Source organism: Streptomyces sp. NPDC046925, from assembly GCF_040644915.1.
Classification (GTDB): Bacteria; Actinomycetota; Actinomycetes; order Streptomycetales; family Streptomycetaceae; genus Streptomyces.
Genome location: NZ_JBEYWZ010000020.1, coordinates 48,845 through 68,349, shown reverse-complemented (window position 1 = coordinate 68,349; position 19,505 = coordinate 48,845). Strand labels below are relative to the sequence as shown.

At 70.9% G+C, this 19,505-nt stretch carries 20 protein-coding genes; 11 read left to right on the top strand and 9 right to left on the bottom strand.

Going from position 1 to position 19,505, the window contains the following annotated elements; genetic code table 11:
- Positions 1 to 504: 504 nt before the first annotated feature.
- Positions 505 to 903 (bottom strand): hypothetical protein, encoded by a 399-nt coding sequence (locus tag ABZ906_RS43540; protein ID WP_361392647.1) that lies wholly within the window; start codon positions 901 to 903, stop codon positions 505 to 507.
- A gap of 379 nt (positions 904 to 1,282) precedes the next feature.
- On the opposite strand from ABZ906_RS43540, the gene ABZ906_RS43535 reads away from it, so the two are divergent.
- From ABZ906_RS43535 to ABZ906_RS43495, 9 genes are all read left to right on the top strand, one after another.
- Positions 1,283 to 2,473, top strand: a complete 1,191-nt coding sequence (locus tag ABZ906_RS43535) for a hypothetical protein (RefSeq protein WP_361392644.1) — start codon at positions 1,283 to 1,285, stop codon at positions 2,471 to 2,473.
- Positions 2,474 to 2,566: 93 nt separating this feature from the next.
- Positions 2,567 to 2,989 carry a phage tail protein gene (locus ABZ906_RS43530; RefSeq protein ID WP_361195969.1) on the top strand — a complete coding sequence of 141 codons (423 nt, stop codon included), beginning with the start codon at positions 2,567 to 2,569 and terminating at the stop codon, positions 2,987 to 2,989.
- Between the two features lie 74 nt (positions 2,990 to 3,063).
- Positions 3,064 to 3,783, top strand: coding sequence for a LysM peptidoglycan-binding domain-containing protein (locus tag ABZ906_RS43525; protein WP_361392641.1), 720 nt, complete (start codon positions 3,064 to 3,066; stop codon positions 3,781 to 3,783).
- The gene (locus ABZ906_RS43520; RefSeq protein WP_361195965.1) at positions 3,783 to 5,699 is read left to right on the top strand and encodes a VgrG-related protein; all 1,917 of its coding nucleotides are present in this window, start codon (positions 3,783 to 3,785) and stop codon (positions 5,697 to 5,699) included. The genes ABZ906_RS43525 and ABZ906_RS43520 overlap by 1 nt, the downstream gene beginning before the upstream one ends.
- A gap of 126 nt (positions 5,700 to 5,825) precedes the next feature.
- Positions 5,826 to 6,281, top strand: coding sequence for a GPW/gp25 family protein (locus ABZ906_RS43515; RefSeq protein WP_361195963.1), 456 nt, complete (start codon positions 5,826 to 5,828; stop codon positions 6,279 to 6,281).
- Positions 6,281 to 8,239, top strand: a complete 1,959-nt coding sequence (locus ABZ906_RS43510) for a putative baseplate assembly protein (protein ID WP_361392638.1) — start codon at positions 6,281 to 6,283, stop codon at positions 8,237 to 8,239. The genes ABZ906_RS43515 and ABZ906_RS43510 overlap by 1 nt, the downstream gene beginning before the upstream one ends.
- 31 nt (positions 8,240 to 8,270) lie before the next feature.
- The gene (locus tag ABZ906_RS43505) at positions 8,271 to 8,828 is read left to right on the top strand and encodes a phage tail protein (protein WP_361195960.1); all 558 of its coding nucleotides are present in this window, start codon (positions 8,271 to 8,273) and stop codon (positions 8,826 to 8,828) included.
- Positions 8,825 to 10,195 carry a zinc ribbon domain-containing protein gene (locus ABZ906_RS43500; protein ID WP_361392635.1) on the top strand — a complete coding sequence of 457 codons (1,371 nt, stop codon included), beginning with the start codon at positions 8,825 to 8,827 and terminating at the stop codon, positions 10,193 to 10,195. Before ABZ906_RS43505 ends, ABZ906_RS43500 begins: the two co-directional genes overlap by 4 nt.
- Positions 10,196 to 10,464: 269 nt before the next feature.
- Positions 10,465 to 10,809 (top strand): hypothetical protein, encoded by a 345-nt coding sequence (locus ABZ906_RS43495; RefSeq protein WP_361392632.1) that lies wholly within the window; start codon positions 10,465 to 10,467, stop codon positions 10,807 to 10,809.
- 64 nt (positions 10,810 to 10,873) lie between these two features.
- Here ABZ906_RS43495 and ABZ906_RS43490 read toward each other — a convergent pair whose 3' ends face one another.
- Together ABZ906_RS43490 and ABZ906_RS43485 are read right to left on the bottom strand one after the other, a co-directional pair.
- Positions 10,874 to 11,578 (bottom strand): beta-ketoacyl-ACP reductase, encoded by a 705-nt coding sequence (locus tag ABZ906_RS43490; protein WP_361195955.1) that lies wholly within the window; start codon positions 11,576 to 11,578, stop codon positions 10,874 to 10,876.
- Between the two features lie 111 nt (positions 11,579 to 11,689).
- Positions 11,690 to 12,514 (bottom strand): helix-turn-helix domain-containing protein, encoded by an 825-nt coding sequence (locus ABZ906_RS43485; protein WP_361392629.1) that lies wholly within the window; start codon positions 12,512 to 12,514, stop codon positions 11,690 to 11,692.
- A 147-nt stretch (positions 12,515 to 12,661) separates the two neighbouring features.
- On the opposite strand from ABZ906_RS43485, the gene ABZ906_RS43480 reads away from it, so the two are divergent.
- Positions 12,662 to 13,561 carry a helix-turn-helix domain-containing protein gene (locus ABZ906_RS43480; protein ID WP_361195951.1) on the top strand — a complete coding sequence of 300 codons (900 nt, stop codon included), beginning with the start codon at positions 12,662 to 12,664 and terminating at the stop codon, positions 13,559 to 13,561.
- Positions 13,562 to 13,823: 262 nt separating this feature from the next.
- Here the strand turns inward: ABZ906_RS43480 and ABZ906_RS43475 are convergent, their stop codons facing one another.
- Positions 13,824 to 14,798: an MBL fold metallo-hydrolase gene (locus ABZ906_RS43475; RefSeq protein WP_361392627.1), complete on the bottom strand. Its 975-nt coding sequence runs from the start codon at positions 14,796 to 14,798 to the stop codon at positions 13,824 to 13,826.
- Between the two features lie 118 nt (positions 14,799 to 14,916).
- Here ABZ906_RS43475 and ABZ906_RS43470 point away from each other — a divergent pair, with 118 nt between their 5' ends.
- Positions 14,917 to 15,453 carry a GNAT family protein gene (locus ABZ906_RS43470; protein WP_361392624.1) on the top strand — a complete coding sequence of 179 codons (537 nt, stop codon included), beginning with the start codon at positions 14,917 to 14,919 and terminating at the stop codon, positions 15,451 to 15,453.
- A gap of 76 nt (positions 15,454 to 15,529) precedes the next feature.
- On the opposite strand, the gene ABZ906_RS43465 is transcribed toward ABZ906_RS43470, so the two are convergent.
- From ABZ906_RS43465 to ABZ906_RS43445, 5 genes are all read right to left on the bottom strand, one after another.
- On the bottom strand, positions 15,530 to 16,048 hold the full coding sequence (locus ABZ906_RS43465; RefSeq protein WP_361392621.1) for a GNAT family N-acetyltransferase: 519 nt from the start codon (positions 16,046 to 16,048) through the stop codon (positions 15,530 to 15,532).
- A 117-nt stretch (positions 16,049 to 16,165) separates the two neighbouring features.
- A complete protein-coding gene (locus tag ABZ906_RS43460; protein ID WP_361392618.1) occupies positions 16,166 to 16,927 on the bottom strand; it encodes an SDR family oxidoreductase in 762 nt (253 codons plus the stop codon).
- Positions 16,928 to 16,959: 32 nt separating this feature from the next.
- Entirely contained in the window at positions 16,960 to 17,991 is a 1,032-nt protein-coding gene (gntD, locus tag ABZ906_RS43455; RefSeq protein WP_361392615.1) for a guanitoxin biosynthesis L-enduracididine beta-hydroxylase GntD, read from the bottom strand.
- Between the two features lie 4 nt (positions 17,992 to 17,995).
- The gene (locus ABZ906_RS43450) at positions 17,996 to 19,255 is read right to left on the bottom strand and encodes an MFS transporter (protein ID WP_361392612.1); all 1,260 of its coding nucleotides are present in this window, start codon (positions 19,253 to 19,255) and stop codon (positions 17,996 to 17,998) included.
- Complete coding sequence (locus ABZ906_RS43445) at positions 19,252 to 19,464, bottom strand: MbtH family protein (RefSeq protein WP_361392609.1); 213 nt, start codon at positions 19,462 to 19,464, stop codon at positions 19,252 to 19,254. Before ABZ906_RS43445 ends, ABZ906_RS43450 begins: the two co-directional genes overlap by 4 nt.
- Between the last annotated feature and the right edge of the window lie 41 nt (positions 19,465 to 19,505).

Genomic DNA, 19,505 nt, shown 5'->3' with positions numbered 1-19,505 from the left:
TTCGTCCGCGTCGGAGCCGAGTGTCCGGCCGTCCGCGTCTCAGCCGGGTACTGCGTCGGCTGCCGCGAGCGGCGGGGCGGCTAGCGCGGCGGCTTCGACGGGCGCCGGGGGAGGGGGAGTGCCCTCTGCCTCGGCGCCGTCCACGGGTATTTCGTTCACGCCGGAATCGAGTGCGCGGCCGTCCGCGTCTCAGCCGGGTACTGCGTCGGCTGCCCCGGTTGCCGCGAGCGGCGGGGCGGTTAGCGGGGCGGCTTCGGTGGACGCCGGGGGAGGGGCAGTGCCCTCTGCCTCGGTGCCGTCGACGGGTACTTCGTCCGCGCCCGAGCCGACTGCTCGGCCGTCCGCGTCCCAGCCGGGTACTGCGTCGGCTGCCGCGAAGCCCCTGAACCGACCGACCGCTGCGGGCCCGGCGGTGCAGCGGGCTGCTCGGGCTGCGGACAGCAACTCCGCGCCGTCCGCCCCGCATCCCGCTCCTGCCGCCCCGCCTGCGGTGGCCTCCAACTCTCAAGTGGCGGCAAGCAACCCCCGTACGGACGGCGGTGTTTCGCGTACCGCGGCAAGCAACGCGCCTGCCACGGGGGAGACGGCCCGTACGGGCACGTCGGCGTCGAGTGCGACCGCGCCCCAACCGCCCGTGAAGCCCCGGCCCGCGACGGTCCAGCGCAGCGCCTCCCGCAAGCCCGCCCGGCCGGGCCTCGGCGCCCCCGTCACGTCCGACGCCACGCCCAAGGCGCCGACGCCCGCACCGACTTCGGCCACACCACCCGCCACCGCCCCGAAAACAACACCCGCCGAGCCACCCGCGAACCAGGCCGTCACCCCGCCCGCGCCCACGGTCCAGCGCTCCACGGCGCCCGCCACCAGGCCTGCCTCGCGCGGCCGCGTGCCACTCGGGGCGCCCATCACCACACCGCCTCCGGGCGCCGTACCGCTCACGGAGTCGCTGCGACAGGGGCCCGCCCCGTCACGCGACAACGGCCGCACAGCCCAACCGCCGGTCCAGCGGGCCGTCTCTCCCAGCTCACCCGCCACGGCGACCGGCGACGCACGCCCCCACACCCCCGCGCCGACGGAGCAGACCACCGCATCCAGCGCGCCCAACCCGCCCACCGCGTCTGCACCGCCGCCAAACCCGGGGCCGCGCACGGACGTTCCGAAGGGAGCGCCCGCCTCGCCCGGGCCCACGGGACCGACGGCACCGCTGGTCCAGCGAGCCGTAGCCTCCCGCCCGGCCGCAGGGCCCGCCCCCTCGCAGCAGCGCGCGACACCGCAAGTACCGCCCGTGCAGCGCACTTCCCTCACCAAGAGCCCCGGCGCCCATCCGACTCCCGCACCGGGCGCAGCGCTGCCGACCCCCGAAGCATCGGGGTCCACCCGCCCCACCGCCGCCCCGCCGGTGCAGCACACCACCCCTTCCGCCCCGCACCCGGCTTCCGCACCGCGCCCCGGCACCACTCAGCCGACCCCCGGAGCAGCAGCACCTACTGGCCCCGCCGCGTCACCGGCCCAACGAGCCGTAACACCCCACACGCCCCCTGCACCGGCCCCCTCGCAGATACCCGCGACGCCCACCGCACTGCCGGTCCAGCGAGCCACCGCCCCCGGACCGACCACTAGCTCAGCCCAGCAGAAGGGCCCCGCGCCGCGCACCGGATCGACGCCGCCGCCCGTACAACGGTCCGTACCCGACGCGCCTGCCACCCCCTCGGCGCAGGCCCCCGGAGCACCCCGCGCCAACACCCCCGCAGCGCTCCCCGTACAGCGCGCCACCACCACGCCCAACTCCGCGCCTGCGCCCGCCACCCCGCTCCCGCCGGTGCAACGCGCCGCACACGCTTCGCCCCGCGAAGCAGCGCTGCCGGTCCAACGCCTGGCCGAACCAGCCACGTTGACCCGCCCCGCCGCCATGCCCACCCTCCCGGCGCCGGCACTCCCCACCGTCCAACGCGCCACGCCCCTCCCCGTCGCCCGCCTGGCCGCCCCCTCGGCGCCGTCGCCGATGACGTCCACCCAGCCCCTGCCCATCGCCCGCACCAGCACAAGCACAAGCGGCGCCACCGCCGCAGGTCCCGGCGCGGGCCCCGTCGTTCAGCGAGGTCTCCGCTCGGCGACCCGTTCGGCCACCGAGACGCTCGCGGCCGCCGCAGGGGCCACCGCCGCGAACGCTCTGGGGCGGATGTGGCCGGGCGGCCGGAGCCAGCCGAGCAGGCAGGAGCAGGAGGCGGTCGAGGACGACCCGTTGCCGTTCCCGCCCGACAAGAACACGGCCTCGGCGACCTCGTCCGCCTCCAGCGGTCCGCCGCCGCCCGCCTACACCCGAGTGCCCGAGGGGACGTTCGATCCGAAGGACCTCACGGACTTCCAGCTCGACGAACTCGCGCACCGCTTGATCGGCCGCATCACGCGCCTCGTACGTACCGAACTCCGTATGGACCGCGAACGGATCGGCAGGCTCCGCGACGACCGCCGCTGACCGCACGCCCCGCCGCCGTAAAAGCAGCAACAGCAGCAACAGCAGCACGAAAAGCAGCAGGAAAAGCAGCACCGACAGAAAGGCCCACCCGCGATGCCCCGCCAGGACCCGGGTTCCACGATCTGGTTCAGCCTGTCCATCGACGGCCAGAGCCTCGGCTTCTTCAACGGGTGCGAGGGCCTTTCCTCCCAGGTGGAGATCGAGCAGCGCCAGGAGGGCGGCAACAACGGGTTCGTCTGGCAACTGCCCTCCCGCGTCACCTTCTCCACCATCCGGCTCACCCGCCCCCTCACTCCGGACACCACGAAGGTCGCCAAGTGGATCTCCTCCGTGCAGACGGGGATCAAACGGCCCACCGCCCAGATCGCGGCCCTGCGCGCGGACGGGTCGGAGGTGGCGCGCTGGGGCCTGATCGACGTGCTCCCCGTCAGCTGGCAGGGCCCCCGGCTCGACCCCAGCAGCCCGGCCGTCGCCACGGAGGTCCTGGAGATCGCCCACCACGGGTTCACGGACTGAGGGACCGGAAGCCAGCAAGGGGCCCAGGGTCCGAGTGACCCGGGAGTCCGGAGAGAGGAGCAGGAGACACCCACATGCCCAAGAGCACAGGCGCCGGCAAGAGCCTCGTTCGCGCAAGCCTCGCCATTCACGAGCCTCCCGTCGGCACCAGCACCACGCCGGGCGGGCTCATCAAGACGTTCAAGTTCGACTTCAACCCGGCGCAGCTGACCATCGGCCGCCGCGCCAACTGGACGGTGACGCCGACCGCGGACAACCGTGACGGCGCGATGCCGGAGTTCATGGGCTCGGAGCAGCGCGAGATGGGGTTGGAGATCTTCCTCGACTCCTCCGACCGGCCGACGAGCAACGAAGTCCTGAAGAAGGTGCAGACGCTTCTCGACTGCTGCGGGGTGACCGACAAGAGCAAGAAGGCCGACCAGCCGTCGCCGCCGTGGGTGATCTTCCAGTGGGGGTCGTTCAAGACGGCGCGGTTCGTCGCCTACGTCGCGTCCGTCGACGCCTCGTACACTCTCTTCGGCACCTCGGGCGTCCCCATCCGGGCCACCTGCCAGCTGCGGCTCCACGAGATCCCGCGCGACGCCCCAGGGCAGAACCCGACCTCCGGCGCGCTCACCGCGCAGAGCGTGCACCGGGTCGTCGCCGGCGACTCGCTTCAGTCGCTTGCCTGGCGTGAGTACGGCGATGCCACGGTGTGGCGGGCCATCGCCGAGGCCAATGGCATCGACGACCCGTCGACCCTCAGGACCGGTACGGAACTCGTGCTGCCCGCCGCGCAGGAGGTGGGTCGCTGATGGCCGACACAGCTTTCTCCAGTGTCATGAAGGTGAAGCTCGGCGGGAAGAAGCTCCCCGACGAGTACGCCCGGATGTTCGTCGACGGCTGGGTCGACCAGGGCGCCGGGGTGCCCGCCGCGTTCCGGCTCACCTTCCGTGACCCGCACCGCCTGCTTCTGAAGGACCTCAACGTCAAGTTCGGTACCGATGTGGTGCTGACCCCGGTGGCCGACGGGCAGGGCTCCGGCGAACCGCTCCTGACCGGCGAGGTCACCGCCCTGGAGGCCGACTACGACGGCACCGGCTCCTTCACGGTCATCCGCGGCTACGACCTCGGGCACCGGTTCCTGCGCCGGCGCCGGGTGGTCGCGTACGCGAACGAGACCGCGTCCTCGATCGTCAAGAAGCTGGCCGGGCTCGCGGGCGTGCCCGTCGGGACGATCGAGTCCTCCAAGGGCACCTACGAGTTCATCAGCCAGGCCAACGTCACCGACTGGGACTTCATCGCCCGCCTCGCGGACGAGAACAAGATGGTGATGTCCCTCGACGCCAAGGGCAAGTTCAACTTCGTCTCGCCGAAGCCCTCGTCGGGCGCGCCCTCGCCGAGCGGTGCAAGCAGCGCCAAGAACCCCCTGGTCCTGAAGTCCGGGACCGACATCCTGCGTCTGCGGACCTCTGTGACCGCCGCCGACCAGGTGGCCGAGGTGGAGGTGCGCGGCTACGACGTCGCCAACGCGCAGGAGATCGTGGAGACCTCGCGCCGCGCCAACAACCCCGTCTTCTCCATCGGCTCAACACCCAAGAAGGCCGCCGCCGCCTTCAAGAAGACCAAGCTCGTACAGACATCGCTGCCCTACGACAAGGGGCCCGAGGCCAAGCACGCCGCCGACGGGCTCTTCGACGACGTGTCCTCCTCGTTCTCCGAACTGGAGGTCATCGTCCACGGCAACCCCAAGCTGCGTCCGGGTGTGCCGGTGGCGCTCGCCGACGTCGGCTGGCCCTTCCAGGGCAAGTACACGACGACCTCCGTGCGGCACGTCTTCGGCAACGGGCAGCGCTACGAATCCTGGGTGACCGTCAGCGGCCGCCAGTGGCGCTCCCTGTACGGGCTCACCTCGGGCGGTACGGAGAGCGCGCCGCGGCTGCCCGGTGTGGCCAACGCCGTCGTCACGGACGTCGACACCAAGGACGAACAGGCCCGCGTGAAGCTGAAGTTCCCGTGGCTCGACGACACGTACGTCAGTGACTGGACGCGCTGTGTGCAACTGGGCGGGAAGCGCGGCGGCGGCATCTTCCCCCTCGACGTGGGCGACGAGGTCCTCGTCGGTTTCGACCGGGGCGCGCTCGACCACCCGTTCGTCATCGGCGGGCTCTACAACGGCAAGGACAATCCGACCCGGAACAAGGCCCCGCTGTACTCCGGGGCGCGCAACCAGGCCAGCCGGCACACCATCTCCGACCGCACCGGCAACCGCGTCGACCTGCTCAGCCAGCGGGTCGGCACCAACCGTGGCGTGAAGGTCTCCACCGGAGACAACAAGCTGATCGTCAATCTGGACCGCGCCAAGACCGAGATCACCGTGGACAGCAAGGGCTCGGTCACCATCAAGGGCAGCCGCTCCGTGACCGTCCGCGCGGGGACGGACCTCACGCTCAGGGCCAAACGCAATGTGTCCATTCAGAGCGGCGGAATGCTCAGCCTGCGGGCCGGAACCGCCCTCAACGTGAACGCGGGCGGCGGCGGGGTCAACGTCAACACATCGATGTTCAGCGTACGGGCGGCCGGCATGGCCTCCCTCATCGCGACCGGCGGGGTCACCGTGAACACCGTCGGGGCGATGGCGCTCACCTCCGGCGCCACGATGGCCCTGAACTCCACCAACATCGGGCTCAACGGCGTGGTCCTGGTCAACCGCAAACCGCTGCCCTTCTGATGGCGCACGCCATCCCCCACGGAGCAGCGGCCCGCACTCCGCATCCCTCACTCCGCATCCCTCACTCCGCACCCCTCACTCCGCTTCCCTCACTCCGCACCCCGCGAAAGGACCGGTGATTCCCTGATGGCCGAACAGTTCGTCGGCTCCGGCTGGGCGTTCCCGCTGCGCATCGGCCCCACCGGAGGCATCGCCCTGGTCAGCGGGGAACGCGAGGTCGAGGAGGCCATCCGGCTCGTCCTCGCTACCGCCCCCGGCGAACGGCCGATGCGCCCCGAGTTCGGCTGCGCCATCCACGACCTGGTGTTCGCGCCGGTCAACGAACAGACCGCGGGCCGCATCCAGCACGAGGTGTATCTGAGCCTGGACCGCTGGGAGCCGCGCATCGAGGTGCACGAGGTCGAGGTCACCGCGGGCGAGGACCAGAACGTGCTGTTCATCGACGTGCGCTACGCCATCCGCGGCACGAACAACCCGCGCAGCCTCGTCTTCCCCTTCTACGTCATTCCCTCCCACGAGGAACCGGGAGCCGCTGAGACGTCCGACGGCCCCGGTGCCTTCCCCGAAAGCGACGACCGCTGATGCCCCTGCAGAGCCCCAACCTCGACGACCGCCGCTTCCAGCAGTTCGTCGACGACGCCAAGCGCTACATACAGCAGCGCGCCCCGGAGTGGACCGACCACAACGTCTCCGACCCCGGCGTCACCCTCGTCGAGACGGTCGCGCACATGGCGGACCAGATCGTCTACCGCCTCAACCGCGTCCCGGAGAAGAACCACCTGGCCTTCCTCGACCTGGTCGGCATCACCCTGTTCCCGCCGTCGGCCGCCCGCACCGACGTCACGTTCTGGTTGTCCGCGCCCCGCGAGGAGCCGGTCTCCGTGCCCGTCGGCACCGAGGTGACCACGCTGCGCACCGAGACCGAGGACGCCGTCGTCTTCGCCACCGAGGACGCCCTGCAGATCGTCCCGTGCATGCTGCGGCACCTGATGGTGCAGCACCCCGGCGAACCCGTCACCGACCGCACCGCCGACCTCGCCGAAGGCACCGACGTGATGTGCTTCGCCGAGGCTCCCCGGCCCGGCGACAGCCTGCTCTTCGGCCTGACCGCCGCCGTCCCGCACTGCGCGGTCGCCCTCGAACTCGACAGCCGCGTCGACGGCGTCGGCGTCGACCCCCGCCAGCCCCCGCTCGTCTGGGAGGCATGGACGGCGGACGGCTGGCAGACGTGCGAGGTGCACAGCGACGGCACCGGCGGCCTCAACAAACCCGGCGACGTCGTCCTGCACGTACCCGGCGGCCACGTCCTGTCCCGCAACGGCGGCCACGAGGCGGGCTGGCTGCGCTGCCGCGTCACCGAACCCGCCGCCGACCAGCCCTTCTACACCACCTCGCCGACCGTGCGCTCCAGCGACGCCTGCACCATCGGCGGCACCACCGGCGTCGTCCACGCGGACACGGTGTACGACGAGGCGCTCGGCGAGGCCACCGGACTGCCCGGCCAGCGGCTGCGGCTCGCCCACGCGCCCGTCGTCGGCGACGACCCGCCGGTGCTGCTCCAGACCGCCGAGCACAACGGCTGGGAGGACTGGCAGGTGGTCCGCCACTTCGCGGAGTCCCGCCCCGACGACCGGCACATCACCCTCGACGCGACCACCGGAGACATCGCCTTCGGCCCCGCCGTCCGCGAGGCCGACGGCACCCTGCGCCAGTACGGCAAGGTCGCCCCCAAGGGCTCCGTCGTCCGCGCCCGCCGCTACCGCACCGGCGGCGGCCGCGCCGGCAACGTGGCCCGCGGCGCCCTGAGCGTGCTGCGCTCCTCCATCCCGTACATCACCTCGGTCGTCAACCGGGAGGCCGCGCACAGCGGGGTCGACGGCGAGACGGTCGAGGAGGCGAAGGCCCGCGCACCCATCACGCTGCGCGCCCAGGAACGCGCCGTGACCCTGCGCGACTACGAGGAACTCGCCCGCCGCGCGGCCCCGGAGACCGCCCGCATCATGTGCCTGGAGGGCAAAGTCGACGACTACGGCGCGCACGCCGTGCGCGTCCTGGTCGTACCGCAGGCCGTGCCCGACCCCGGCGGCCGGCTGCGCTTCGAGCAACTCGTGCCGGGCGACGCCCTGTTGGACCGCATCACCCGCCACCTCGACGAGCGCCGCCTCATCGGCACGCGGCTCGCCGTCGGCCCGCCGTACTACCAGGGCATCACGGTGGTCTCCACAGTGCACGCCTTCCGCGGCGTGGAGACCGACCGCGTACGACGCGCCGCCCATGACGCCATCTACCGCCACCTCGACCCGCTCACCGGCGGCGCGGACGGCAGAGGCTGGCCCTTCGGCCGACCCGTCCAGGCGGGCGAGATCTTCGCGGTCCTCCAACGGGTGCCCGGCGTGGAACTGGTCGACGAGGTCGTCCTGCACCCGGCCGACCCCCTGACCGGCAAGCGCGGCGACCGCACCGACCGCATCGACCTGGAGCCCTCCGCCCTGGTGTTCTCCTTCGACCACCGCGTACGGGTGATCGGGGACGCCTCGTGAGGACTTCCCCGCACCCTGCGCAGGGCCGCTCATGAGGGGCTCGATCGACGGCCTCGGCTCCTCCGCGCCCATCGGCCTGATGCTCCCGGCCGTCTTCGCCGACGACGACCTGGCCCAGAAGTTCGTCGCGGGCCTCGACGAGGTCCTCGCGCCGATCCTGAACGTCCTGGACTGCCTGGACACCTACTTCGACCCCGCGCTCACCCCGCTCGACTTCGCCCAGTGGCTCAGCATCTGGGTGGGCGCCGAGACGGACGGCATCGAATCCGAGGCCCGGCTGCGCGCCGCCGTCGCCGCCGCGGCCGCGCTGCACCGGGTACGGGGCACACGGCAGGGCCTGTCGGAGGCGGTGCGCCTCGCGTTCGGCACCGCACCGGAGATCACCGAAAGCGGCGGCGCGGCATGGAGCGCCCGCCCGCGCGGCCCGGTCCCCGGCAGCCCCCGCCCCCACCTGAAGGTGACGCTCCGGCTGCCGGACCCGACACCGGCGGACACCCACCGCCTGGACACCCTCGTGGCCGCCGCCCGCCCCGCCCATATGCCCTACTCCGTCACCGTCACGGCCGCCGAAAGGACTCTGGAGTCATGACCAGGCAGAACTGCACCGAGTGCGACGCCCGCGTGGAACCCGGTCAGTCGTTCTGCGACGCCTGCGGCGCCGTCCTCAGCTGGGACGCGGCCGGGGCCCGCACGGGAGCGGCACAGGCCGCGGACCCGGCAGCGCGCGCGGGCTCCGTGAACGCCGCGAACCAGGGCGCCGCCCACGCAGGCTCCGGGCCCGCGTCCGGCTGGGACGGCTTCGCGCGCCCGGACCGTACGGCACCCCCTGCGGCAGGCGCCGCTCCCGCCAGCCCCGCCACCGGCCCGGTGCCGAACCAGGCCACCGACGCGCCAGCCGCCACCGACTCGGGCCTGCCCCGCAGGTCCGCGCCGCCGGAGCCCGCAGCCACCGCAGAAGGGAACCCCGCTCCGGGCGCCCCCTCACCGCAACCCCACCCCAACAACCCGGACTTGACGGACACGGCGCCCAACGACCCGGTGCCGCCCGCGTACACCCCCGGCCCGGACACGATCCACTCGCTCCTGGTGCCCGTCGCCGACCCGGTGGCGGCCCCGCCGCCCGCGGCCGTCAGCCCGGTGCTGCCCGGCCGCCCCGACGCGGAGCGCCCGCACGTACGCGTCCCCGGCCAGGCACCGCAGCCGAACAACGGCCCGCCGTGCCAGTGGTGCTCCACCCCGAACCGCCCCGACCGCCACTTCTGCGCCCGCTGCGCCATGCCGCTCGCGCAGACCACCGACCAGACGCCCGGTCCACTGCCCTGGTGGCGCCGTCTGATGGGGCCGGGCCGCAACCAGACACCCTGGGCGGGCGAACGCCCCCGCCTGCGCCGGGTGTTCGACAACATCGGCACCTGGATCACGTGGGCCATCGTCCTGACGCTGCTCATCTTCGTGGCGGTGAACCTCTCCGACGGCATCCAGGCCACACGCGACCACTTCGCCAAGCGCGCACCGGTCGAGCCGGACGAGATCCGCTCCTCGAACGCGTACGAGGGCCATGGAGACAAGCTGGCCTTCGACAAGCTCAACAACACCTGGTGGGGCCCGGGGGTCGCGGAGTCGGGCCAGGGCGAATGGATCGAGGTCCGCTTCACCCAACCGACGCGCCTGCTGGACGTCATCATCACGCCGGGCGTCTCGACCCGCGCCGACGAGCTCTCCAAGTCCGCACTGCCCCACCGGGTCAAGGCGGAGGTCACCAGGAAGGACGGCTCCACCGCGACCCGTGACATCACCCTGGACCCGGGCCCGGGCGGACAGCGCCGCTCCTTCCGCGTCGGCGAGGTCACCCGGGTCCGCTTCACCATCGAATCCGCCCACGCGGCTTCAGCGAAGAAGCAGGTGGCGATAGCCGAGATAGAACTCTTCGGCCGCTCGAACGGCAGCCAAACCTGACCAGCGCCCGCCCCAGTTAATGAAGTGCGCCGAGGTGTGCTGATCGCTACGGTGGAGACGTCCAGGTGCGCAGGAGCGGGCTACTTCCACTGTTAATGGGGCGGTCGCGGGTTCGAATCCCGTCGCCGGCTTCGGGCCGGCGTAGCTCAGTGGCTAGAGCACCTTGTCGCCTGCACCGACTCTGATCTCTGGACACACGAACGCAAGCCGTCCGCCACGGGGGAACCTGGCGGACGGCTTCGTCATGCACGGTCATGCGGGGAGCGAACATGTGGGACGGACCCTTTTACCGGGTCAGGCGCGAGGGATACGAGATCTGTTTCGTCCCCGATGCGGGAGAGGACCTCGACGAGGTCTGCAATGTGGACATGTGGGTGATCCGCGACGACGGTGACCGCTGGTCAGGAACGGTATTCACGCTCGACGAGGTACACCGGATCATGGACCGCCAGCGCCGGGCGGGCGATCCGGAGGGCGACTACTGGTGGTGCTGGGACGGCCTCATCGTCCGCGACGCGGGCGTGGCATCAATGACCAGAGTCATCGACGGCCTCGTCGCAACGGGCGACCACGAGACGGTACTCCGCCACGTGGGCCCCGAAGAGGACATCTGATCCCGACACACCTCCGGTACCGACACCTCCGGCTCCCCGGGGCCCACCGCCACTCGTCGGGGAGTCAGTGCCCCATGCCTCCGCCGCCGTCCACGGGGAGGACCGCGCCGGTGATGTAGCTGGCGGCGGGGGAGACGAGGAACGCGATGGCTGCGGCGATCTCCTCGGGGCGAGCCAGGCGGCCCAGGGGTATCTGCCCCACTAGGTGGTCCCGCTGCTCGTCCGAGAGGCTCTCGGTCATGTTCGTTTCGGTGAGGCCGGGCGCGACGACATTGAACGTGATGTTGCGGGAGCCGAGTTCACGGGCCATAGATCGCGCGAATCCGACGAGACCGGCCTTGGACGCGGCGTAGTTGGCCTGGCCGCTCTCGCCACGCAGGGCGACGGCCGAGGAGACCAGTACGACACGCCCGAACCTGGCCCGGAGCATCGCCCTGGTGGCCTGCTTGACGACGCGGAACGTGCCGGTGAGGTTGGTGTCGAGGACGGACGTGAAGTCGTCCTCGCTCATGCGCATGAGCAGTTGGTCCTTGGTGATGCCGGCGCTGCACACCAGTACTTCGACCGGACCGTGCTCGTTCTCCGCCTCCTTGAAAGCGGCCTGCACCTGATCGGTGTCGGTGACATCGCATTTGATGGCGAAGAGTCCCTCGGGGGGTTCACCGGTGCGGTAGGTGACGGCGACGCGATCGCCTGCCGCTTGCAGGGCGCGGGCAGTGGCCAGGCCAATGCCGCGGTTGCCTCCGGTGATCAGGACGGAACGGGACACGAAGAGCCTTTCTGAAAGTGCTGTGGGGGAGTGGAGCAGTGAAGGAGTGGTGGAACAGTGATGGGGTGGGGCTGCGGAGTCGCTGCGGGGTCGCTGTGGAGCCGCTGCGGGTCAGAGGGCGGATGCGGGCATGCCCGAGCGCGTCAGCTGCCTGCTGATCTGCGCCGCCGTATCCATCACGGCCTCGACCAGGCGGACTTGAGCCGCGGGGTTGCACACCTGGCTGTGCGCCGCCAGCAGGCTGACTGAGCCGGCGACGGTCGAGCCCCGCCAGATGGGTGCCGCGATGGCATCCCTGCCGCGCAGGGGAGAGGGGCCGACGGCGTACCCGTCCTGCCGTACACGGGTGAACTGGGGCCGTGCCGCGGTGACATCCCCGAGGCAGGCCAGGATGGCCCACCCCGGCGGATCCGCCTCCAGCGGAGCACGCCACAAGGCCTGAAGCGACGCCCGCGGGGTGGCCTGAAGCTGCCGCGCGTGCGCACCCAGGGCCTGTTCGGCATGAATACGCATCGGCTTGCCGATCAGCAGCGGTGCGTACGCCAGAGCGATCTGGCCGGTGCGTGACTGTAGTGTGATCAGTTCGGCGCGGACCGTAGCAGAGCCCGTGCTCGTCGGCGGACCGGACACGTCTGAGAAGGAGTCGGAGAAGAAATGCGGTGCCTCTACAAGGGAGTAGTGGCCGCGCGGCCCTCGCCGCTCCACGGCTCCCTCGCCCACCAGCGCCTGTACGTAGCGATAGGCGGTGGGGGCGGGCAGATCCGCCCGGGCGGCGACAGAGGCCAGCGGATGGGCACCGTCGCCGAGCTGCTGAAGTGCACGCAGCACCGCGAGCGTACGCCCGACGGAAAGACCACTGCGCTCCGACGGTATGACGGCAGGCGTCTGCAACAACGCGAATTCCCCCTCGCGATTGAGGATCGCCGCGTCTCCCACAACACGAGCAGATCCGAGCTTCCATTGTCGCCGCCGCCCCACGGGCACCACCAGGACCAGCTTTTTCCTGAACGCGAATTGCAGGAAAATGCCTTTCCGGTATATGAGCCGGGTCCGGGAAACTCCCGTTGCAGGAGAGGGTGAACGGTGGACAACAAGGCAGCGCTGCGACAACTGCTGCGGTGGAAGCGGCAACAGGTGGACCCATCGAGCCTGGGCTGGCCTCCCCGCACCGGCCGCGGCCGCCGCTCCCCGGGCCTCTCGCAGGCCCAGGTCGGACAGCTCCTCTTCGTGTCCGAGCGGACCTACGCCCAGCTGGAACGCGGCGAAATGCCCTCCCCGACACCCGAGTTCCTCGACCGTGTCTCGGTCGTCCTGGGCCTTAAGGAGCGGGAGAGGATCGCGCTCTACGTCTACTCCGTCGGCCACGAACCGCCCCACCCGCAGGACCCGCTGGCCGGCACCAACGTCCACCCCGCCTGGAAAGTGGCGGTAGAGGCCATCAAGGGCCAGCCGTGCTACGTCAACGACGTCGCCTGGAACGTCCTGGCCTACAACGACGACTTCCTCGACATGTTCCCCCGCCCTCGCGGAGCCGAGCCGGCGCTCCCCGAGCGAAACCTCATCCGCTACATGCTGCTGAGGGAGGACGTCCGGGAGCACCACATGGTCAACTGGCGGACACAGTGGGCGATACCGCTCACCGCCCAGCTGCGCACGGCCGTCGCCGCGCACCCGGACAACGCCGATCTGCAACAGCTTGACCAGGAAGTCGACGCGGACCCGGTGGTCCGCCCCCTCTACCGGGACCGGCACGTGGCCTACGTCCACCCCAACGGCGACACGCGGAAGATGCGCTACCACCAATACGGAGGCCCGGACGAGGAGGAGCATCTGGACCAGTGCTGCGACCGGCACGCTCCCTCCCGGGTAGGGGACGTCACCATGTGCACGGCCATGCCGCTGGGGTCGCCCGGGGCGCGGTTCACCACGCTGGTTTTCAGCCCGGACCCGACTCATTCACGGGCCGTTGCGGCCGGAGACTGACGCGCAGGGCGGCCTCCGCATTTCACGGAGCGGAATCACGGCAGTCCGCCATTTCGATGATTGAAAGCCGGACAGATTCGGCGAGTTCGTGCCTTGCGCCGCATCGGGCGGCCGATGTGTGATGAATACACCTTGCACGCCGAACCCCGGCGGGTGTGTGCGTGCAAAGCACCGAACTGGTCGCCTCCGACCATCCCACGTTCGGTTGGGGGTGCCGCCCGGCGCAACAGGCGGCACCCCCCAAAAGAACTTTTGCTGCGCCTCAGGCGACCGGCACCCGAGGCTCGGTGCGCCGATCGAAGGCCCACTGGGCGGCACCGCTCGCGAGCTCGATGATGCTGGGGCCCTCGGTCTCGCCCTGCAGATGGCCGTACTCGACCGCGATGACGATCATCAGGCGTTCCGGCAGGCGGAGCTGCGGGAAGAATTCGCGCCGGAAGATGTCGTCCATGGCCTCGCGAACCTTCAGCCCGCCTTCGAAGCGCAGCCGGATCTCGCGCTGGAGGGTGCCCAAGTAGTCGATGTGCTCGCGCAGATCGCGAGGGCCCTTGAGCCCGCCGTGCCCGGGGACGATGACCCTGGGCGAGAGATCCAGGATGGTCTCATTGGCGTCGATGATGTTCTGTATCGGACCTGACCAGTGCGGAGGATGGTCGTCGGGGAAGAACACGTCGCCAGCGCACACCACATCACCGACCCGCGCGATCAGGTCACCCGAGTGATGGGCGGGCCCGACCTCGATCAGCTCGACCTCCGTCCCGCCGACCTCGAAGACGTGACGGCCGCTGAACGTCTGCGTGGGTATGGGCGTACGAGCCGACAGGAAATCGAACATGCCGAAGTGACGGCGCAGGTACCAGCCCAACGCCCCGTCCGGCGACGTCTCGTTCAGCAGACGATGCATCTCCTCGGGCGTCGGCTCATGCGCCAGATGCTCGAAGCCGGAACGGGTGGTGATGACCGTCGCCCCGGGAAACAGATGATTGCCCCAACTGTGGTCACCGTTGGCATGCGTGTTGACCACGGTCGACACGCGCCCCGACCCCAGCACCGGCCCGGCCGCCCGGATCATCGCATCGGTCAACGGCTGGTCGTACGGGGTATCGACGACCGCGGCGTCCTCACCGGAGACAACCCACAAACAGTTCGCGAACCCCCAACCACCACTGTCGTAAGGCATCCACGCATGCAGACCGGCAGCACCGGGAATCGGGACAAGCTGACTAGGAAGCTCCATCGCCGCATTGTCGCCGAAGTCCCCCTTCTTATGCTGCGCAGTGGCTCACATCACCAAGATCCTTCGCTTGCGTTCGACGCCGGTACGTCAGCGGGGAGGGAGGGGGAGGATTCACGGTATGCGTGATCGTGTAGAGGCTTCGTCAGGCTTGGTGCTGCGGAGGTGGATGCTGGGGGACGCGGAGTCGGTGATGGCCGCTTTCGCGGATCCCCTGATGCGGGAGCAGAACAGCGAGCCGATCGATTCGGTGCAGACTGCAGAGCGGTGGATCACGGATCGCAACGACCAGTGGGCCGAGGATTCGGCCTTCTCCTTCGCTGTGGTCGACGGCGGTGATGCGGTGCTGGGACACGTATCGGTCGGCGCAGTGAACCGCAGGCACTCCACTGGCTGGGTGTCCTACTGGACGACAGCAACAGCTCGGGGCCAGGGCGTCGCCTCCCGGGCCTGCCGGACTGTCGCCCACTGGGCATTCCGGGAGGCAGGGTTGTTCCGGCTGGAGCTGGGCCACCGGGTGAACAACCCCGGCTCCTGCAGAGTCGCGCAGGCCGCAGGCTTCGCGGTGGAGGGGCAGCAACGGCAGAAGCTCGAATACGACGGCATCCGCTACGACGTCGAAATCCACGCCAGGTTGGCAACAGACCCTGAGCCCTGACGGTTCGAACCCACGCGTCCGCGATCTTGTCCAGCAGCGGCAGGAGTGAGGCGGCACTCTCCTGTGGCCCCGGTACTCAGGCGCGCGGACCCCCTCCGCTTCCACGGGACGCTTCTGTCATGTCGATGTCGCCGGTGGTGTCGGGCTGTGTCAGCAGGATCCAGTGATCGTCGGGCACGGTGGAGCCGTCCGCCGTGACAACCGGGCGGCTCTCCTCACGCCAAGCGGAGCCCACGGCGGCCGTCGCGACGCCTCGCCAGAAGCGTGCCGCGCCCGCGTTGGCCTCCTGAAAGGCGATGGCCCACCGCCCGGGACGGGACCGCAGCAACCGCAGAGCGGCCTGCTGACCGACACCCCGCCTGCGCAGGGCGCGTACGACGAAGAACGCCGCGATCGAGGTCGCCCCGTCGGGCAGCGGACGCGTGAGCACGAAACCGGCAGGCGCCGAACCGTACTCGATCAGCAGGACCTCGCGCTCCGGCTCATCGAAGAACAACGGCAGCGTACGGAACGCGAAGGTCCCGTCGGCCTCGGGCAGATACCCCAGGAACTCCGACAGGTCATGCCGGTAGAGCTGTGCCAACTGCTCAACCACGGGTCGTACTTCGGCCGTCACGGGGCGGAGGCAGGGTGACGCGGAGTTCAGAGGCGCGGCCATCCGGCGATGATGGCATGGCTCGCGGGCACCGCCACGTGTCCGCCCCTACCCCCGTCAGCGTCGCTGCTCCTCCCGCCCGGACAGGGCAGACCCCCACTCTGTCGTTGTCGCGCCCGCGATCTCTCCGCCGTCGAGGACTAGTTCCTGGCCGGTGAGGAAGGAGGCGTCGTCTGAGGCCAGGTAGAAGAAGGCTGATGCGATTTCCTCGGGGGCGGCGTGGCGGCCTGCTGGGATGCGGGCGTTGGTTTCGGTGAACATTTCGTCCGTGTACTCGGCCATCTGCATCGGGGTGAGGACCGCGCCGGGGCTGACGCAGGCTGCTCGGATCAGTGGGCTCAGTTCCATCGCGAATGTCTGGGTGAGCGAGACGATGCCTGCCTTGGTGGCGTTGTAGTCGGCGTAGCGGGGGTAGCCGCGGCGGCCGTTGACCGACGCCGTCGCCAGGAGTACGCCGCCTTGCTCCTGCCCCGCCATGACGCGCGCGGCGCCGCGCCACAGGCCCAGGACGCCGAGGAGGTTGACGTCGACGACCCGGCGGGCCTGTGCCTCCGTGATGTCCAGGACCGAGTGCCGGACGCTGATTCCCGCGTTGGCGATGACGACGTCGATGGCACCCCGCGCGTCCCGTACGTCGGCCAGGGCGGCGTCCACGGCCGACCAGTCCGCGGTGTCGACACGTATCCACTCGACGCCGCTCACCGGGGTGTCGGGTGGGCGGACATCCAGGTTCGTCACCCGGTCGCCCGCCCGGGCGAAGCGTTCCGCGGTGGCCGCTCCGATGCCGCTGGACGCGCCTGAGATCACGACTGTACGCATGGTTCCGTTCCCCTCTGGGTTGGTGGGCGGCCTTAGTACAGGACGCGCGCGCTGTCCGGCTTGATGCTGGCGACGGACTTGCGCAGGTCGCGGCTGACGATCATCCGCTTGAGCCAGCGGTCCGTACCGTCGAGCCGTGCACGGAAGGACCGCCTGCCGTGCACGGCCACGTAGTTGTCGACGACGGCGAGGCTGCCCTGCTCGACCACCACGTTCTGCTGCACCCGCTCCAGCTCCGCCATCAACGCGTCCAGCGCCCGCTGGGCGGCCGTGTCGCCGCCCACGCACTCCATGAACGGGTAGTCGATGCGCAGGTAGGGCCGCTCGTGCTCACCCGAGATCACCGGCACCGCGGGCGGCGCCGCCTGGAACTGGACCATCCTGGCCAGCGCCGGATGGTCCGGGAACCGCGCCTGGAGCTGGCGGATGTGCTCGTCGTCGGGGCGTATCAGAAAGCGGGGCGAGCGCAGGACATCGATGTCGCGCTCGCTCAGACGCACGTCCCGTACCGACGCCACGATGGTCGGGACCCGGTCGTGGTTGCGGACCCCGAACAGCAGGAGATAGTCGCAGCGGCCCGGGTGGAAGCCGTCCTCCGTGTGGAATTCAAGGAGGCATTCACTGCTGTGGCCGTTCTGCCGCAGCTCGTCCCCCTTGATCGGCAGCAGGTTCTGCACCATGCGGCCGAGCTGGAGCGTGGAAAAGGTGTACGGGTCGCCCAGCGCGCTGCCGCACATGGCGAGGAGGAACTCCTGCTCCAGGGTGGCGGAGTTCGGGGCGATGCCGTCCCAGTGGCCGGGCGTCGGCCCCACGGCCGCGTCGTCCACCGGGAAGCCGTGCACGACCAGCGCCGCGGACGGCTCCGTGCGGCGGAAGTGCTCGAGGAACTTCCGCAGCCCCTCGGGAAGGCCCAGGCCCGCGTCCCAGTGACGGTCGTAGAAGGCCGGGTCGGCGGGCCCGGGCGCGTCCGGCCCGGTCCGGGCCAGATGCTCCTTGACGTGGGCGTGGATCTGGTCGGCCTCCGTCGGGGAGAGTTCGTACTCGACGGGGAACGCGTGGCTCATGGTCCTACCTGCCGTTCTCGATGCTCGATGACGGGCGTCGCTCGATGGCGACGGGCGACGCCTCGGGGGAGGGCGACGCCGCGGGGGAGAGGGACGGACGCGGAGCTGCAAGGGCCACGGCGGCACACACCAGGCAGAGCAGTCCACAGAAGCGGAAGACGTACGGGGTACCGCCGGCCGCGATCAGCACACCGGCCACGGCCGTGCCGAGGCCGCTGCCCAGAGCGTCGGCGAGACCGAGCACACCGAACGCCCTGGGGGTGCCGAGTCGCCCCGCGCGCAAGGCGACTTGGGCGGAGACCAGCGGCAGTGCCACCGCGAGCAGCGCGCCCTCGACGAGGGAGAGCGCCACCGCAGGGGCGACGGCGCCCAGGTGCGGGTAGAGCAGCGCGCAGCCGCCGATCAGCAGCACCGCCCCGTGCAGCAGGGCGGTACGCGGCACATGCGGAAGGAGCCTGCCGACGCGGGGGGAGAGCAGCAGGCTGGGCAGGGCGATGGCCGCCGCGGACCAGGCGACCACAGCGTCGGGGGCGCCCAGGCCCCGCAGATAGACACTCCAGGCGACGGCATAGCCGCCGTACAGCCCGGTGACGCCGAACAGCAGCACGGCGTACGGCCAGACGCGGCCCGCCACACCGCTGGGCACACCCAGGGGTGGCCGCCCGGCCAGGGTCTTGCCGACCCGCGCGACGGTCGGACCGTGCGCCGCGCGGGCGAGGACCAGGGCCGCGCCGAGCGTCGCCGCCGTCGCGGGCCAGGCCGCCGCGGCGGTGCCGACCGAGACCACCGCGCCGGTGCACAACGGTCCGGCGAACGCCCCCGCCATCTGCGCGGCGGTGAGCGCACCGAAGGCGTTCTCGCCCCGGTCCGTACGGTTCGTACGGTCGGCATGGTCCGTACGGTCCGACGCCGTGTCGGCCACCAGGGTCCGCAGCCCGGTGGTGACGGCCGCGCTGCCCGCCATCACCAGGAGGTCGGCCACGGCGAAGCTCCACCAGGCGCCGACGACACCGAACGCGGCGCAGCCCGCCGCCTGGAGGAGCAGCCCGATCCGGGCGGTGCGCACCGCCGCGAGCCGGTGGCCGAAGCGGGCCAGGAGCAGCTGGGCGACGCCGCTGCCCACCGCGGCCGCCGTCAGCACCACGCCGACACGTTCGGTGGCCACCCCGCGGTCCAGGAGGATGAGCACCTCGACGGAGAACAGACCGAGCTGCGCGAACCGGGCGAGGAACGCGGCGGCGAGGACGGCGTCCCGCGGTCTCACCGGGAGTCCATGGCGGCGATCAGACTCTTCGGGCGCAGATCGGTCCAGTGCTCCTCGACATGGGCGAGGCACGCCGCACGACTGCCGCCGGGCAGGACGACCTCCCACCCCGCGGGCACCTCGGCGAAGGCGGGCCACAGGGAGTGCTGGCCCTCGGCGTTGACGAGGACGAGGTAGGAGGCGTCGGGGTTCTCGAAGGGGCTGTTCATGCGGCTTCCCGTCGTGAGGGCGTGAGGGCGTGAGGGCTTGG